Source organism: Lactobacillus sp. N54.MGS-719 (assembly GCF_000980505.1).
Taxonomy (GTDB): domain Bacteria; phylum Bacillota; class Bacilli; order Lactobacillales; family Lactobacillaceae; genus Lactobacillus; species Lactobacillus amylovorus.
In genome coordinates this window covers 1-15,412 of sequence record NZ_LARO01000021.1, presented here as the reverse complement: position 1 = coordinate 15,412, position 15,412 = coordinate 1, and the positions used below count along the sequence as shown (strand labels likewise).

15 protein-coding genes, 2 tRNA genes and 1 pseudogene are annotated in these 15,412 nt (G+C 38.7%); 5 read left to right on the top strand and 13 right to left on the bottom strand.

What is annotated here, in order from left to right; translation table 11 throughout:
* Window positions 1-654, top strand: a complete 654-nt coding sequence (locus tag WS44_RS05240; protein WP_013436942.1) for an energy-coupling factor transporter transmembrane component T — start codon at window positions 1-3, stop codon at window positions 652-654.
* A gap of 8 nt (window positions 655-662) precedes the next feature.
* A complete protein-coding gene (locus tag WS44_RS05235; protein WP_046433518.1) occupies window positions 663-1,544 on the top strand; it encodes a proline iminopeptidase-family hydrolase in 882 nt (293 codons plus the stop codon).
* Window positions 1,545-1,577: 33 nt separating this feature from the next.
* Here the strand turns inward: WS44_RS05235 and WS44_RS05230 are convergent, their stop codons facing one another.
* The 8 genes from WS44_RS05230 to yycF form a co-directional block, all read right to left on the bottom strand.
* Window positions 1,578-2,192: a sugar O-acetyltransferase gene (locus WS44_RS05230; protein ID WP_013436940.1), complete on the bottom strand. Its 615-nt coding sequence runs from the start codon at window positions 2,190-2,192 to the stop codon at window positions 1,578-1,580.
* Between the two features lie 86 nt (window positions 2,193-2,278).
* Entirely contained in the window at window positions 2,279-2,758 is a 480-nt protein-coding gene (gene rlmH, locus WS44_RS05225; RefSeq protein ID WP_013436939.1) for a 23S rRNA (pseudouridine(1915)-N(3))-methyltransferase RlmH, read from the bottom strand.
* A 465-nt stretch (window positions 2,759-3,223) separates the two neighbouring features.
* Entirely contained in the window at window positions 3,224-4,468 is a 1,245-nt protein-coding gene (locus tag WS44_RS05220; RefSeq protein WP_013641361.1) for a trypsin-like peptidase domain-containing protein, read from the bottom strand.
* A gap of 80 nt (window positions 4,469-4,548) precedes the next feature.
* On the bottom strand, window positions 4,549-5,346 hold the full coding sequence (locus WS44_RS05215; protein WP_013436937.1) for an MBL fold metallo-hydrolase: 798 nt from the start codon (window positions 5,344-5,346) through the stop codon (window positions 4,549-4,551).
* A 9-nt stretch (window positions 5,347-5,355) separates the two neighbouring features.
* On the bottom strand, window positions 5,356-6,180 hold the full coding sequence (locus WS44_RS05210; RefSeq protein ID WP_013436936.1) for a two-component system regulatory protein YycI: 825 nt from the start codon (window positions 6,178-6,180) through the stop codon (window positions 5,356-5,358).
* 4 nt (window positions 6,181-6,184) lie between these two features.
* On the bottom strand, window positions 6,185-7,540 hold the full coding sequence (locus WS44_RS05205; protein ID WP_013641360.1) for a hypothetical protein: 1,356 nt from the start codon (window positions 7,538-7,540) through the stop codon (window positions 6,185-6,187).
* Window positions 7,530-9,386, bottom strand: coding sequence for a cell wall metabolism sensor histidine kinase WalK (gene walK / locus WS44_RS05200; protein WP_046433515.1), 1,857 nt, complete (start codon window positions 9,384-9,386; stop codon window positions 7,530-7,532). Before walK ends, WS44_RS05205 begins: the two co-directional genes overlap by 11 nt.
* Window positions 9,387-9,448: 62 nt before the next feature.
* A complete protein-coding gene (gene yycF / locus WS44_RS05195) occupies window positions 9,449-10,165 on the bottom strand; it encodes a response regulator YycF (RefSeq protein ID WP_013436933.1) in 717 nt (238 codons plus the stop codon).
* A gap of 135 nt (window positions 10,166-10,300) precedes the next feature.
* Here yycF and WS44_RS05190 point away from each other — a divergent pair.
* The 3 genes from WS44_RS05190 to WS44_RS05180 all read left to right on the top strand — a co-directional run bounded on the left by WS44_RS05190 (window position 10,301) and on the right by WS44_RS05180 (window position 10,900).
* Window positions 10,301-10,373: transfer RNA gene (locus WS44_RS05190), tRNA-Lys, on the top strand.
* A gap of 118 nt (window positions 10,374-10,491) precedes the next feature.
* A complete protein-coding gene (locus WS44_RS05185) occupies window positions 10,492-10,713 on the top strand; it encodes a hypothetical protein (RefSeq protein WP_013436932.1) in 222 nt (73 codons plus the stop codon).
* 114 nt (window positions 10,714-10,827) lie between these two features.
* Window positions 10,828-10,900, top strand: a tRNA-Lys gene (locus WS44_RS05180).
* A 104-nt stretch (window positions 10,901-11,004) separates the two neighbouring features.
* On the opposite strand, the gene WS44_RS05175 is transcribed toward WS44_RS05180, so the two are convergent.
* From WS44_RS05175 to WS44_RS10270, 5 genes and pseudogenes are all read right to left on the bottom strand, one after another.
* Window positions 11,005-12,138, bottom strand: a complete 1,134-nt coding sequence (locus tag WS44_RS05175; protein WP_046433557.1) for an SLAP domain-containing protein — start codon at window positions 12,136-12,138, stop codon at window positions 11,005-11,007.
* Between the two features lie 121 nt (window positions 12,139-12,259).
* Entirely contained in the window at window positions 12,260-13,234 is a 975-nt protein-coding gene (locus tag WS44_RS05170) for an SLAP domain-containing protein (RefSeq protein ID WP_046433512.1), read from the bottom strand.
* Window positions 13,235-13,364: 130 nt separating this feature from the next.
* Window positions 13,365-14,276, bottom strand: a complete 912-nt coding sequence (locus WS44_RS05165; protein WP_013436928.1) for an SLAP domain-containing protein — start codon at window positions 14,274-14,276, stop codon at window positions 13,365-13,367.
* Between the two features lie 85 nt (window positions 14,277-14,361).
* Window positions 14,362-15,300: a helveticin J family class III bacteriocin gene (locus tag WS44_RS05160; protein WP_013641355.1), complete on the bottom strand. Its 939-nt coding sequence runs from the start codon at window positions 15,298-15,300 to the stop codon at window positions 14,362-14,364.
* Window positions 15,301-15,320: 20 nt separating this feature from the next.
* Window positions 15,321-15,412: pseudogene (locus WS44_RS10270) on the bottom strand (helveticin); the annotation flags it as partial.

The window sequence follows — 15,412 nt, the reverse complement described above, 5'->3', positions numbered from 1 at the left end:
ATGAATCCCAGTTTAAAATTTATCTTAGCTTTTATTGTTTCGCTGGAAATATCGTTAAAAGCTAGTTTAACTACCAACATTTTAGTAATCGCGTTTGCGTTAGTTTATTTACTGGTCACTAAGACTAAACTCAAAGAATTGCTTTTACTGATCATTTTGCCCTTCATCGCGGCCTTTACGATCTTTGCGACGCTTTATTGGTTCTCGCCTACGCCAGACCCCTATTATGCCTGGAATTTATCAACACGCGTCTACGTTTATACGTTGACGATTGCCTGCGTGACTCGTAAAGTCACTGCGACGGATTTTGCTCGTTCGCTGGAACGAAATTTGCACCTGCCGAGCAAGTTTGCGTACGGCGTTTTGGCAGCGATCAATATCATTCCGAAGATGCGTATGGCGGTCAATCAAATCCGCACCTCGGCGATGATGCGCGGGATGTACCTTAGCTTTTGGTCACCAGCTCTTTATTTTAAGGCGATCTTAGTTGCGCTAAATTCAGCCGATAATCTGGCCCAAGGCATGGAATCGCACGGCTATGTTGAGAATCAAAAAAGATCTACAATAGTGGCAATTCCACTGACTAAAAAAGATTGGTTGATCTTTTTTACATTATTAATTTTGGTAAATATCTCATTATTTTGTTTTAAGTAGGTGAAGAAATGGAAATTATCGAAGGAAAAATGCCCTTCATGGGCTATGAAACTTACTACCGCATTGTTGGTAAACGAAGCGAGAAGCCGCCACTAATTCTGCTTCATGGTGGCCCTGGTTCAACGCATAATTATTTTGAAGTTTTGGATAAACTCGCAGAAATCGACGATCGTCGCATCATCATGTATGACCAATTAGGCTGTGGCAACAGCAGCATCCCTGACGATCATCCAGAACTTTATAACAAAGAAACTTGGGTTAAAGAATTAAAAGCTCTACGTGAACACTTGGCCTTGCGCAAGATCCACTTATTGGGCCAAAGCTGGGGCGGGATGCTCGCCATCATTTACATGTGTGATTACCACCCAGAAGGCATTCAAAGTGTGATCTTATCAAGTACCCTTTCATCAGCTTCATTATGGTCAAAAGAACTCCACCGTATGATCAAGTACTTGCCAATTGAAGAACAGGCTGCAATTCACCGCGCCGAATTAACGGATACATTTACCGAACCTGACTACTTGAAAGCCAACGAACACTTTATGAACCAACACGCCATCGACATGACAAAGAAGTGGCCAGAGTGCGTGATGCGTGAGAAAAAAGGTGGTACGGTTGCTTATGAGACTGCTTGGGGTCCTAACGAGTATACCCCTGAAGGTAACTTGCACGACTATGAATACACCGATCAATTGGGCAAAATAAAAGTTCCAACTCTGATTACGAGTGGAACCGACGATTTGTGTACTCCATATGTTGCTAAGATGATGCAGGACAACATCCCTGGCAGTAAATGGAAATTATTTGAAAATTGTGGTCATATGTCATTTGTCCAAAAGACCGACGAATATATTGCTATGCTTAAAAAATGGCTTGATGGCAATGATTAACAAAAACGCCTCTGATTTTCTCAGAGACGTTTTTTAATAAGGAAAATCTTTAAGACGATCTTTTTCAGTGATCTTTCTAATTACCTTACCAGGTACACCTACTACTAAAGAATTATCTGGAACATCCTTAGTCACTACTGCCCCTGCTCCGATCACGCAGCCATTGCCAATCGTTACCCCTGGACACACAGTAACATTACTTGCTAGCCAGCAATTATCGCCAATGGTTATTGGGGCACCATATTCAATATCATCAACTTCACCATCAGCTTGTTTTCTAGGGTTACGTTGTTCATACATTAAAGGATGAAGCGGCGTGATTAAAGAGACATTAGGACCACACATTACATTTTTACCAATTGTAATTGGACAAGTATCAAGAACCGTTAAATTAAAGTTGGCATAAAAATTATCTCCTAAATGAGTAAAGCAGCCATAATCAAACTGAATTGGACCTTGGAGAAAAACGCCTTTGCCATGATCAGGCAATAGCTGGTCTATAACTTTATTTCTTTCTTCCGCATTATCTTCTGGAATTTGATTATATTTTTGACTTAATAAATGAGCTTTTCTTCTCATTTCAGATAAATTACCTTTTCCAGGGCGATACGGTTTACCAGCCAGCATTCTTTTAGTATTCTCTTCCATAAAATCTCTTCCTTTACTTAAGCAATTAACTTAATCTTATCATGAAAGCGGTTTAAGCGTCTCTGATTTCTCAGAGACGCTTTTTTCTACTTATGATATGGACTACCCGAGTTAATCATGAACGCACGATAGATCTGCTCAATCAAAACCACCCGCATCAACTGGTGTGGCATGGTCAACTTACCAAAACTGATCAGATCATCCCCGCGCTTATTCACTGCATCGCTTGTTCCTAAGCTACCACCAATGACGAAGGTAATATCCGAATGGCCATACGTTGCCAAATCCTGAATTTCTTTAGCAAATTCCTCACTGCTACGCTGCTTTCCCTTAATCGCAGTAACGTACACGTACTCCTTATCCTTGATCTTGCTTAAAATTCGCTGGCCTTCAATTTCCTTAACCTTTTCGTCTTCAGCCGCACTGAATTTTTCCGGTGCTTTTTCGTCAGGCACCTGCACAATCGATACTTTTGCAAAACGATTTAGTCGCTTTTTATATTCCGCAATCGCATCTTTAAAATATTTCTCTTTTAATTTTCCAACACAAACAATCTTAATATTCATACCCACTAGTTTACTACAAAACTACTCAATAGTTTTCCACATTTATCATGAAACACAATCCATATTTTGTGGTATGATTTTAACTATACTCTATAACTTGTGGCTAAATAAATTCCAAAACTTTTTTGAAAAATACTTTCCCACATTTTTATTTTGAAAGCATTTTTTCACAAACTTTATTTGTTCTTTCCCGATATAACAGCATGAACATTTGTTTTAACAAATTATTTTTACTAACTTTATGAACATTTTTCTATTTTTTCCACAGGTGAATAAAATTATAATTCCTTAGTTATGCACAATCCACAAAGTTATCCACACTTATCAACAGGTGTAGATCTATTTGACAAATTTTAAAGCCGAACTTTTCAGTGTTACACATTTAAATAGTTAACAAAAAGGCTATATCCGCGTTCAAAGCGCATGATATAGCCTTTTATTCTTGTAAACTTTTTACTTTACTTATTAATTGCCTTCAAGTTTAACCTTTAAGCTGACATTTCTACCATTTCTGTTCACGGTTACATTTACGGTATCACCTACTTTGTGGCTGTACAGAATGCTGTGTAACGATGCCACATCGTCGACCTTCTTGCCGTCAACTGCAGTAATCACATCGCCGCTCTTCATGCCAGCACGTGAAGCTGAACTGTTCTTGTTAATTGAAGCAACATAAATACCATTCTTAAGGTTTGACTTGATCTTCAAACGGCTTCTGTATGCTTCAGGAATACCATTAAGTGCAACTACTCTTACACCAAGTTGTGGACGAGTAATCTTACCCTTCTTAACCAATTCATTAACGATAGTTACAACTTCGTTTGAAGGAATCGCGAATCCCATACCTTCTACAGAAGTACCGTCACTTGATTGAGCAAGCTTCATTGAGTTGATCCCGATAACTTGACCAGCTGAGTTAACCAAAGCACCACCTGAGTTACCTGGGTTAATTGCGGCATCAGTTTGGACAACTGTTTGTTGGTGGCCTGATGAAGTTTCAATTGTTCTAGCAGGAGCTGAGACAATACCTTGCGTTACCGTAGAAGCATATTCACTACCAAGTGGTGAACCTACAGCAATAACAGTTTGACCGGCTTGTAAGCTCTTAGAATCGCCGAATTCAGCAGTTTGCGTTACATACTTAGCATCGATTGATAAAACAGCCAAGTCGGTTGTGCTATCTTTACCAACAACCTTAGCACTTACAGTTTTACCATTAGCAAGTTGAACTTGAACTGCGTCACTACCTGAAATAACGTGGTTGTTAGTTACGATGTAACCCTTACCGTTTGATTTCATGTAGACAACACCTGAACCTTCACTGTAGGTTTCAAGCTTGCCGTTCTTTTTGGATGAACTGCCCTCATCATCGCCAAACAAGCTGTTATAGAGCGAATCCGTGCTGCTTGATGATTGACGCTTTAAGTTAATCACGGACACTACAGCGCCTTTAACGCTGTTGTAGGCGCTTGTCATAGTGCCGCTTGTCTTGGCACTCTTTTGTGAGACTTTGCTGCTGCTTGATGAGACGCTGGTTTGAGCTGCACTATTATTAACTGATGCACTGTTCATTTGATCAGCTGCGTAATATGAAACTCCACCACCGATAAGTCCACCAACTACACCAACAATAGCTGCAGTGGCAATAATTTTACCGCTGCCGCTTCTTCTTTTTGGCATTTGACTATTATTGTTTTGATTCTCTGTCATACTTGTCTCCCCTCAATTTTACTTTTTAATATCATACCTATTAAATTTGAACTTTGTATGAAAAAAAGGTGCTAAAATTGCTAAATTTGAATTAATTTCGTAGGCTTAGCAGGCTCTGTATCAATTATCTTAGCATCATCGCTTAAATCTGCATCCCCTTCAATCAACATTTCCTTCGCCGTCTCATGAGCGAGGTACTCCGTATTATTATGCTGGCTGCGGTGTGCTAAAAAGATGTGCTTGGTCTTCGACGTCACCACGTCCACCAAGGCTTGAGCAGCTTGATCATTAGATAAGTGCCCTACATCTGACAAGATTCTCTGCTTCAATGGCCAAGAATACGGTCCATCCCGCAACATCATCGTATCATAATTAAATTCCATCATGTATGCATCTGCGTCTTCGATCGTGCCTTCAACTTCTTCAGAGACATAACCGGTGTCGGTTAAAAATGCGACACGTTTGCCACCACTAGTGAAAACGTAGTATTGGGGTTCAGCTGCATCGTGGCTAGTCGCAAACGCCATAACATCTAAATCGCCAAAAGTTTTTGTCTGTCCCGGCTCAATCGTGTTCATCTGCTCAGCCGGCAATTTGCCAATTTTTTGCGTATCAAGCAAGTACTGCCACGTGCCGCTGTTGGCAAAAGCATCAATTCTAGGATAGCGTCGCATTAACACACCAAGGCCGCCACTATGGTCCGTATGATCGTGGCTTAAAAAGGCCATGTCGATGTCATTGATGTCTACTCCGACATCTGCTAGCAAATCTTTAGTCTTTTTACCAGACAGGCCAGCATCCATAAGGATTTTATGCTGGCCTGTCACTATTAAACTGGTATTTCCGGTTGAACCACTTGCCAAAACGGAAACTTTCATTATTTACTTCTACCTTTCTACGTTATAGGTACTCGATTGCAGCATTTGTGCTGTATAAGCATTCACACGCTTTAAAGTAATATTCTTAGTCGTCTTGTTTTCTACCCAAACTAACCAAGTTGGTAATAGAATTGTGCTGCCGCGAACTTCAGTTAACTTAGAATAGCCTAACTTAATGCGGGCAACGCGAGAATTGTTGGTCAATTCACGGTCGATGTACATGGCACGAATCGCACGCCAAGCACTGATGGTTGACTGCAATTCACGCACAGGACTAGCTGGCCCCATGTAAGTTTCGGTGTAGTTAGTAATCTGATTGTCCTTGACACTGATTGTCAATTGAGCCACATTGGCATAAATTTCACCATAGTCAGAAGTTTGAACAAACATGTAGTTGTCGGCACTCGACATATCCGGTTCATACTTGAACTGCTTGCCATAAGGCACGTTTTTCGGATCATTTTTAAACTCATTAACCTGCTTCAACGCGGTCTTTTCATTCTTAGACAAAGTTGTAGCTATCTTGGGTGTAGCGTAAAGCGTATTGTCAGTCTTTGAGTAGCGTGCAGTAACATTAGTTAAATCACTTACCTTAGAAGACAAGTAATCTCTATTCTTAGTGGCTAAATAGTAGCCTGAATCCGGCGTATTCGAAATTGATTCGGGCAGATCGATATTGTCCGACTTCATCTCTGAGCGAATGCTGGCCACACTTTGCGTTGTGGTATCCGCATTGCTCAAGTTAACAGGTGAATGCAGAATTTCGATTCCTAAATAAATATCAATTAGTAAGAAGACAATGAAAAACAGCCATTCAATTCGTTTATAGTCCATTGAATTACTTCGCCTCCCCGCTAGTTACGGATTCGCTAAATTTACGGTAAGTGGTCAAATCTTGCTTTTCCCACTCGCTAACGCTCTTCCATTCATCATAGGCCTTCACATAATAAGTTGGCACTAGGTTAATCAAACCATGACGACTAGAATCTTTTTCAGTCGTAAAGCCAATCACGATTCTTTGAATATCGTCTTGCTTCAAGCCGTGTGATGCCAATTCATCAACTACGTCTTGCGTCGGCTTAATCGTTTTGGTCTGTCCATCAAATGGAATTGGAATCTGAAAGTTGATGCTGTTAAAAGCTACATTGATTGAATCCGTTGAGAAAGTAGTTTTAACTTGTAAATCATGCTTATTCAAGAAGACTGGAATTCCTTCGATGTAGTTCAAATAGCTGACGTTTGAACCATCTGCGTCAAAGAAACGCAAATCTTGTTCGGTCAAACCAAGTTGGTGCACATAGTAGACACTATCGAGCAAACGACTCGTTGCGGAAGGAATCTTATTCTTTTCGTAATGAGTGTAAAGATAGTTATGCTCGCCGGACTTAGGAGCCGGCACCTTCAATCTGGTGTAGTAGCTAAGTGAATAAATTGTTTGACCGTTTTTATTCGTCTTACTGGTAACACCAGAAGTACCTAACAAACGTGAGACAAAGTAAGAATATGATTGATGGTTAGTCAAATAGCTATAAACCTTACCATCGATTTCTCGACTATAAAATGGTGAGTAACCTTCTCTTAAACGTACCAGACGTACTGGTGACTTGCTTTTGGCATTTTGCGCATATTTACGCAAACGATCAAAGTTAGCGCCCTTGATTTTAATCTGGTAAATTTCGTTGTTTTGGTCATTGCCCAGATAAATCCAGTGATTGGATTTGGAAACGAAGAAACGGTTGAATTCACGATCATCATTAGCAGATTTGTTCAATTGGTTAAATAAAGAAAAGGTAATCTCATCTGGATAAACCAATTGCACGTATTCTGGGCTATTCAAGTACTCTTGATATCTGGCTTGTGAATGAACGATTTTCTTGATCTTGTTAACAGCCTTAGCCTTCTTGATTTCTTTAGTAAATTCCAAAGTTAAGTTGTTCTTGGAATCATAAAGCTGACACAAGTTGCCGTTAGGAAAACCATAGGAAGTCGTTGGAATATACAGATCATAAAGAGATTTTACGCTGCGGTTGCGTACCTGCTCCTTAGTCGTCGTATTTTCTTGATTCTGTTGACCGATGTTACTGAAGCGTTGGTCACTGGTCATAATGAAGATCCACAACACAATGGACAAAACTATGACGATAAATGTGCCTAAGCCCAATAAAAAGTCGCCTAGCTTGAATCTAAACTTCATCCCAGTCGTCCTCCTCTGTCATTGGTTCATAAGGTAAGGAAATGTAGAAGGTAGAACCTTTGCCTTCGCTACTGTCAGCCCAGATACGACCATGGTGGGCTTCAACGATTTCTTTAGCAATCGCCAAACCCAAACCGGTACCACCTTGAGCACGTGAACGAGCCTTATCGACTCTGTAGAAACGATCGAAGATCTTGCCCAAGTCTTTACGTGGAATACCCAAACCTTGGTCGGAAATACTCAAGATGACGTGGTTTTTGTTTTGCGTCAAACGAACCGTAATTACACCACCATCTGGTGAATATTTAATTGCATTGTTCATGATATTGTCGATTACCTGCATCATCTTGTCGGTATCGATTTCTACCCAAAGAGCTTGATTGCCTAATTCACGCTTGATCGTGTATTTCTTCTTTTTATCATTGTTTTTGTCAGTCTTAACGATCATGTCGAATCTATTCAAGATGTGGTTAACAAAATCGTTCAGGTTAACAAATTCAAGGTCCATCTTTGAAACGCCACGGTCCATTCTGGAAAGACTGAGCAAGTCGTTGATCATACGAATCATTCGACTAGTTTCTTGTTGCGTTACTTCCAAGAATTTTGGCGCGATGTTTGGATCCTTCCAAGCCCCTTCGTTTAAGGCTTCAATGTAGGCTTGCAAACTAGTAAGTGGCGTTCTAAGTTCGTGCGAAACGTTAGAAACGAATTGCTTTTGTGAATCTTCGTTCTTTTGTTGTTCCGTTACATCGTGCAAAACGCATACGCTACCGGAAACAAAGCCCGTTACTCGCTTAATCAAAGAGAAGCTAGCGTGCAGGATCATTTCATCACGCGTATTTGGATCGATTATAACGACAATTTCTTTTTGACTAGAAATTAAATCTTGTGAGGAAGTATCCTTCAAGCCAAGGACTTCCGCGATTGGTTTTTTAATGACGTCTTCTTCTTTAACATTTAAGAAGTTCAAAGCCATCTGGTTAACAACGCTGACGTTGCCGTGACGATCGGTAGCCAGCACCCCATCGCTCATGTGCGAAAGCACGCTGTCCAACCTGCGTCGTTCACTATCGGACTCTTCTTGCGAGCGTTCGATTCGAACAGACAAAGTATTAAAGGCACGACCTAATTGACCCAATTCATCGTTTGAATAGATCTTTACCTGGCTAGAATAATCACCATCGGCAATATGCAAGGCCTGCTTCTGCATTTCTTCGATAGGCTGCGTAATTGCCCGGGAAATGACTAACGCCAGGAATGCGCCAAGCAGTGCCGCAATTAAGGATGCGATCAAGAATGTTAATGAAATCTGCCGCAGGTTGTTAAAGACATCCTGCATGCTGGCTTTCACATAGATCGCTCCGACGTTATTGTTAGATCCGTTTCCACTAGTCAGTGGAGAAATCTGAATCATGTAATTGCCGTGGTCATCGATTACCTTGTTAATCTGATGCCCGGTTGAAATTACCCGCTTAACATCGGTGTTGTTGATTCTTTGACCGATCTTGCTTTTATCATTCAAATTAGAAACGGCACGAATCGTATCCTTGTTGTCAACGACGATAATTTCACTGATCGCATCATTATTGTAGTCATTAACGATCTGGTTCAAACGGTCGTTGGCATTTTTACTGTCACTGGTCAGTTGATTAGCTAATTGATTACTTACAACCGTCTGAATTTGAATTGACGATTGAAAGTTCTCAATACTGGTTTGTTCAAGCTGTCTGGTAAAATAAGCTCCAATAACTTCGATTGTTGCCAGCAGCATCAGCATGAACACGATCGCTAATTTCATATTGATGGAATTAAACGTATCATTTAACTTTTTTCTGAGTCTTTTCATTTCTCACTCAACATCTAAAAAAAGAAAGCCACTTACTTCTTCAGTTCTGTGGCTTTCTTTAACTATCCCTCACTTGGCTGTTTTACGTAATAACCTACACCACGGCGAGTAACTAAAACTTGAGGTTGAATTGGATTATTCTCAATCTTTTCTCTTAAACGGTGAACGGTTACGTCAACAGTCCGCACATCACCAAAATAATCATAGCCCCAAACAGTTTGCAATAAGTGTTCACGGGTCATAACTTGTCCCATATGTTGTGCTAAGTAGTAAAGAAGTTCAAATTCACGGTGAGTAAGTTCGATCTTCTTACCATTCTTTTCAACAATATAGGCATCTGGCATGATTAATAGATTGCCGATCTTAATATTCTTATCGGGCTCTTCTTGGTTAGCAGCCTCAGCCTTCTTAACGATATCACGGCGACGTAAGTTAGCCTTAACACGAGCAACTAATTCGCGGTTAGAAAATGGCTTAGTTACGTAATCATCTGCACCCATTTCAAGTCCTAAAACTTTATCAATTTCAGTATCTTTAGCAGTTACCATGATAATTGGCATATCGTGCGTTTGACGAACTTCACGAGCAACCTCGAGTCCGTCTTTCTTTGGTAACATCAGGTCCAGAATCATTAAATCTGGATCATATTCGTCAACTTTTTGAACAGCTTCTTCGCCATCATAGGCAGTGTCGACGTCAAAGCCCTCCTTAGTTAGGTTAAATTTGATAATATCAGATATAGGCTTTTCATCATCGACGACGAGAATTTTTTTTGGCATCGGGAATGCCTCCTTTGCTCTTACATTATACTGAATTTTGTAACATTAGCCAAAAAATTTGAGTTTTTTTCAAAAAAGTCTTGCATTTTTTTACGTTTCAGAGCATAATAATATCTGTTGATTGATTCAACGCATGGGTGGCTAGCTCAGCTGGCAGAGCAACGGACTCTTAATCCGTGGGTCCAGGGTTCGATCCCCTGGCCACCCATAACTGTAAGAGATATGACAGAAGTTATATCTCTTTTTTTGTTCATTCATTTGATTAGCGCTTGTAAGCTCTTTCTTGGTAAAATAGAAGAAAAGAACTTATTCAAGGGGGCTTTACTATGAACGAAGCTGTATTTTTCAATCCGGGGGATGCCATTGCATCTTCACACGACTTCAAGGAAGCACGGCGCAGTGCACAGATTATTAAGGCAGAACGTCCGACTGACCGTCAGATTGTAATTGCCGAAAATGATAAAAATGGCGTGTACGCTGTCTACTATGCCGATAGTGCAAACAAAGATCAAAGCGGAATCGCCCACCACATTAAGGATCAAATTTAAGAAGAAAGTCACTTTTTGTGACTTTTTTTATTTTTTTCAAAAAAAGGGTTGTCAAAACCTATTTCAACTGGTAATATATTTAACTGTCAGCACGAGAGCTGATGAAACCAATATGGGTGGCTAGCTCAGCTGGCAGAGCAACGGACTCTTAATCCGTGGGTCCAGGGTTCGATCCCCTGGCCACCCATAATATGAAAATGGCACTGCGAGGAGTCGGTGCTTTTTTTGTGCTTAAAATTAGATATGTGAGAAATCCTGCCCCAACGGACAGGATTTTATTATTTATAAGCTCTATTTCTTCGCAGCAGCTTCTGCTTCAGCGGCTGTGTTTGATGGAGTTAATTTTACGCTTCCATCAATAAATTTAACATCGCTAGCTTTTACATAAGCATTATGACCAACATTAATTGTGCTCCAATGAACGGTTGGCGTTGTACTTGCATAAAAACTTGTGCCTACCAAGTGATAGAATAATTCAGCCTTATTTTCACTTGGTACCCAAATATATACTAACTTGTCTACTTTTAATTGACCTTTTTGTTTACTTATTTTTTGGCCGTTATGATCTTGGATAGTTCCGTCTGCATTATACACATCAGTGTCCTTAGGGAATGTAATGTATGAGAAGTTTTCAAAGAAATAGTCATGTAGTGGAATACTTTTAGCAGCTTTCACATCAGAAGCATTGATCCACTGATCAGTACCTTTGATGTGATAAAAATGGTCGTCGTTTTCACTTCTCTTAGAAAGTTCATTAAATTCCAAACGATCAACTGTAAATTTTGTTCCTACAGGAGTAATATGAGCCGTTCCTTTATAGCCATTACTGGTTTGGGTAATTAAACGAGTCGGAGTGGTTACAGTGACTGTTGTTTCTTCCGAATTAGTAGATGCTGATGATGAACCAGATCCATTCACTGAAGTATTAGTTTTAATAACTGGTCCTAAATTGGCTGATTTAATGTATTGTTTGCTTGGACCACCAATTCTGAAGTAGTGCTTACCATTTTTGAATTTGTAAGAACCACCATAAGTAGTGACTGTTTCACCTTTATAAAGCTTCCATCTGCCGTTATACGAAGTACGACCATTGGAAGACTTATAAACATAAGTGTTATGCGTTACTTTACGCGTTACACCATCAATATTGGTAGCTCTTAAATAGTGATTTAATCCATTTACTTTGTAATACAAATTGCCATTTATTTTTACAGGCTTAGTCATCACATCAACGGTCTTGTATGCATAATATTTGGTACCTGTGCTCTTACCATCTCTGTCATATGCCATTGAAGTATGCATGATTGTTTTAGTAATAGTAGTGTCTGCAGCTTGAACTGTGTGAGTCTGTGAGCCAAATGAAAGCACCGGGCTTACAGCCATCAAAGCCGCAACTGAAGCTAAGATAAGTTTGTTTTTCTTCATTTTAATCATCTTTCTATTAATATCTCGCTAATACTTTTATTATCTCCCCCCAATTTTTAAGTCAATCAACACAGTCTGAATTTTTCCGACAAAAATCCTGCCCCTACGGACAGGATCTTTGTTAATTATTTAATTTATCTAAATCTACATAGTATGGTAAAAGATTCGATATTTTAGTTGTTGATCCCTTTATATTTGAAGCGCTGATAAATGTATGAGTACCTTTGATTTGATACTTATATTGTGGTCCAGCAGTCTTAGCATTAACAGTTACGGTTGTACCGCTAGGAATACGTTGGCCTAAAATCATATCTCCAGCTCCAACATTAACGGTCTTACCATCAACAATAACTCTATGAGCATTAACGCCATTAACTTTAACGACTCCAGGCAACACCTTCCCTGTTTTTGCATCTGAAGAATCATTCACAACATAAACTGGTACTGTTTGACGACCAGGGGCTGTTACCGTAATCTTTTCGCTATTAGAGCAATTCTGCAAACCATTAATTGTGGCAACGTTTCTAACGTTGATATATCTACCTTTACCCAATGAGTAATAGTAACTATTCTTTATTTTCTTATAAGGCAAATAATATTTTTCAGTACTAGTTGTATAAGCTTGAGAGTCTATGTTACTCTCAAGCACATAATATCTTTTATCTTGGCTAGTTTTTCTTAAACTGCCTGAAAAATAAACTGGATATCTATAAGATAAGCTACCTATCTTTTTACCACTAGCATTGTAAATATAGCTATTATTTAACAAACGGAAAGTATTTCTTCCATTTACTTTGCCAATAGAATCCAATGGAACATATTTGCCTTTACCAACATTGTAGCAGACATATTTTTGCCCCTTAATAAGCCGTGGACTACCGTAATATTTCATAGTAGTGTTGGTCTTAATTCCACTCGATAAGCTTTTCCCGTTTACGTTATAACTTAAAGCTGTACTTTTGATACCAGCATAATAATTAGTATGTATCGTCTTTTGCGCAGCTTGAACTGTGTGAGCTTGTGAGCCAAATGAAAGCACTGAGCCAATAGCCATCAAAGCTGCAACTGAAGCTAAAATAAATTTGTTTTTCTTCATTTTAATCATCCTTCTATTAATATCTCACTTATACATCTATTATCTCCCCCAATTTTTAAGTCAATCAAGGCAGTCTGAATTTTCTCAGCAAAAAATCCTGTCGATAATGACAGGATTTTCCTACTTTTTCTTAATTTTTATTCTCTGCAGCCGCTTTAGCTTCTGCCTGAGTGTTACTTGGCTTAAGTTTCAAACCATCAAAGTATTTCATATCACTGGCCTTAACATAAGCATCAGAAACTTTAAGCTTATCGCTTGTTGACGAAGTTGTATAAAAGCTTTTAGCAATCAGATGGTAGAACAACTCAGCCTTATTTTCACTCGGAAGCCAAATGTATAATAGGTTATCAGCTCTGAACCAATTTGCTTGCTTTCTCACTTTTACTCCATCAGCGTTCAGCTTTTCACCTTGACGATTATATACATCTGCGTTGTTCTTAAATCTTACCAAAGAATAATTGGTACGGGCATTTTCAAATTCTGGATCAAACAAAGGAATCTTTTTATTAACTTTAACAGCAGAGCCCATTATCCATTGATTGCTGCCTTTAATATGATAAAATCCATCGTCGTTAATCATTCCTGCTGGGAAGTTATCACTAAATGAAGTTACCTCATGGCGATCAACTGTCAATTTTGTTCCTGGCTTTAAATTCTTACGGACAGTATTGCCTTTATTATTAAAAGTTCTAGCAAGCCAATCAGCGTGTGGCTTTATTACAGCAGTAGCAGTCTTGACAACAGGTCTAGCTTTGAAGTTAGCTACTTTGACGTACTTATTTGATGTTGGACTAATTTTATAAAATTTTTGACCATTTTTAAGTGTCTGTCCATCACCATATGTAGTTACTGATTGCCCCTTGTATAATTTCTTTTTATTTTTATATGAAGTTCTCTTATTGGTTGAATTATAGATATATGCGTTTCTTGTGACTTTTCTAGTTGCAACAACAGAATATGCTGCTTTTACTTGTTGAGTAGAAAATACTCCAATAGCCATCAAAGCTGCAACTGAAGCTAAAAAGTATTTCTTATGATTCATTTCATTTTCTCCTTTATTAACTCTTAACGTTATTATACTCGGATAGAAAAAAAGCGCTTGAAAATTTTTCAAGCACTTTAAAATATTAATCCCATTCAATTTCATAAATTCTATTTAAAATTGTGAGATTCTTATTATTAACAAGCTTATGATACGCAACTGTTAAATAACCATGATTTTCACCAATAATCTGAATTGATTCTACCTCTGAGTGCATTCCTTTTCCGCTAATATTAACAGCAGATAATCCGACTTCTTCCCATTGTGAGGTCTCTTCATGCGCATAATAAGGAATCTTTTTAATCATTTTTGGATAATACTTATGATCTTCCATATTCGGTTTATGTTGACTAGTAATATAAATATTCCCTGCGTTATCTAAATCATAACCCTGTACAGAATTATTCATTAAATCATCAAAATTAGAAATAGTAAAACTATCTTCACATGGATATTTTTGCTTATCGCGTAAATCCACATAATCAATACTTGTATCATCTAAAGCTTGATTAATCATTTTTGCATTATAGATAACAAAATGTCCAGTTCCATCATTTTCCATTGTAGCAATTAACATTTTTGTATAGTCTGGAGATAGTGCTGCTTCTGCCCTCTTAAAGTTTTCAGGACTTTGACAGTAATCTTTAGGTTCTCCAGCTTGATCTAAGTATGCAATTCGTGGAAAAGCAGTATTACTATCGTACGTTTTACTTGCCTTTAAAGATCTAATATCTACACGAGCAATTTGCTTAGCCCAATGTTCCTTAGTAGGTTTCACGCCCACAAACCATTTACCCGATTCGCCTGAAAACTCCCAGGTTTGTGTATGCCCTGCAGCTTGTCCCACTAACTTTAAAACCAAATTAGTTAAATTGCCACGAGTCCCTCTAAATACATATGTATCTAACTGATCACGCCATAATTGCAAACCATAATCATAAGTTTCACCAACATTACCTTTTTGTATAACTGACTTATGTCCTGTACTTACATCAAATTGATTCAAAATTCTAGCATCAACCATAATAAAACCTCCGAAAAAATCTACTTATCCTGAGTCTCATGCAAGTCATTCATTTGCTTTGCAACTTCCGCAAAAATGTCCTGCACTTCTTGTTCACTCAACTTAAAGCCCT

Coding starts and splice junctions, on each gene's coding strand:
- yycF (WP_013436933.1), bottom strand. CDS start 10,165: ATGCCAAAAAAAATTCTCGTCGTCGATGATGAAAAGCCTATATCTGAT.
- WS44_RS05235 (WP_046433518.1), top strand. CDS start 663: ATGGAAATTATCGAAGGAAAAATGCCCTTCATGGGCTATGAAACTTAC.
- WS44_RS05160 (WP_013641355.1), bottom strand. CDS start 15,300: ATGGTTGATGCTAGAATTTTGAATCAATTTGATGTAAGTACAGGACAT.
- WS44_RS05215 (WP_013436937.1), bottom strand. CDS start 5,346: ATGAAAGTTTCCGTTTTGGCAAGTGGTTCAACCGGAAATACCAGTTTA.
- WS44_RS05205 (WP_013641360.1), bottom strand. CDS start 7,540: ATGAAGTTTAGATTCAAGCTAGGCGACTTTTTATTGGGCTTAGGCACA.
- WS44_RS05175 (WP_046433557.1), bottom strand. CDS start 12,138: ATGAAGAAAAACAAACTTATCTTAGCTTCAGTTGCGGCTTTGATGGCT.
- WS44_RS05240 (WP_013436942.1), top strand. CDS start 1: ATGAATCCCAGTTTAAAATTTATCTTAGCTTTTATTGTTTCGCTGGAA.
- WS44_RS05210 (WP_013436936.1), bottom strand. CDS start 6,180: ATGGACTATAAACGAATTGAATGGCTGTTTTTCATTGTCTTCTTACTA.
- rlmH (WP_013436939.1), bottom strand. CDS start 2,758: ATGAATATTAAGATTGTTTGTGTTGGAAAATTAAAAGAGAAATATTTT.
- walK (WP_046433515.1), bottom strand. CDS start 9,386: ATGAAAAGACTCAGAAAAAAGTTAAATGATACGTTTAATTCCATCAAT.
- WS44_RS05185 (WP_013436932.1), top strand. CDS start 10,492: ATGAACGAAGCTGTATTTTTCAATCCGGGGGATGCCATTGCATCTTCA.
- WS44_RS05170 (WP_046433512.1), bottom strand. CDS start 13,234: ATGAAGAAAAACAAATTTATTTTAGCTTCAGTTGCAGCTTTGATGGCT.
- WS44_RS05220 (WP_013641361.1), bottom strand. CDS start 4,468: ATGACAGAGAATCAAAACAATAATAGTCAAATGCCAAAAAGAAGAAGC.
- WS44_RS05165 (WP_013436928.1), bottom strand. CDS start 14,276: ATGAATCATAAGAAATACTTTTTAGCTTCAGTTGCAGCTTTGATGGCT.
- WS44_RS05230 (WP_013436940.1), bottom strand. CDS start 2,192: ATGGAAGAGAATACTAAAAGAATGCTGGCTGGTAAACCGTATCGCCCT.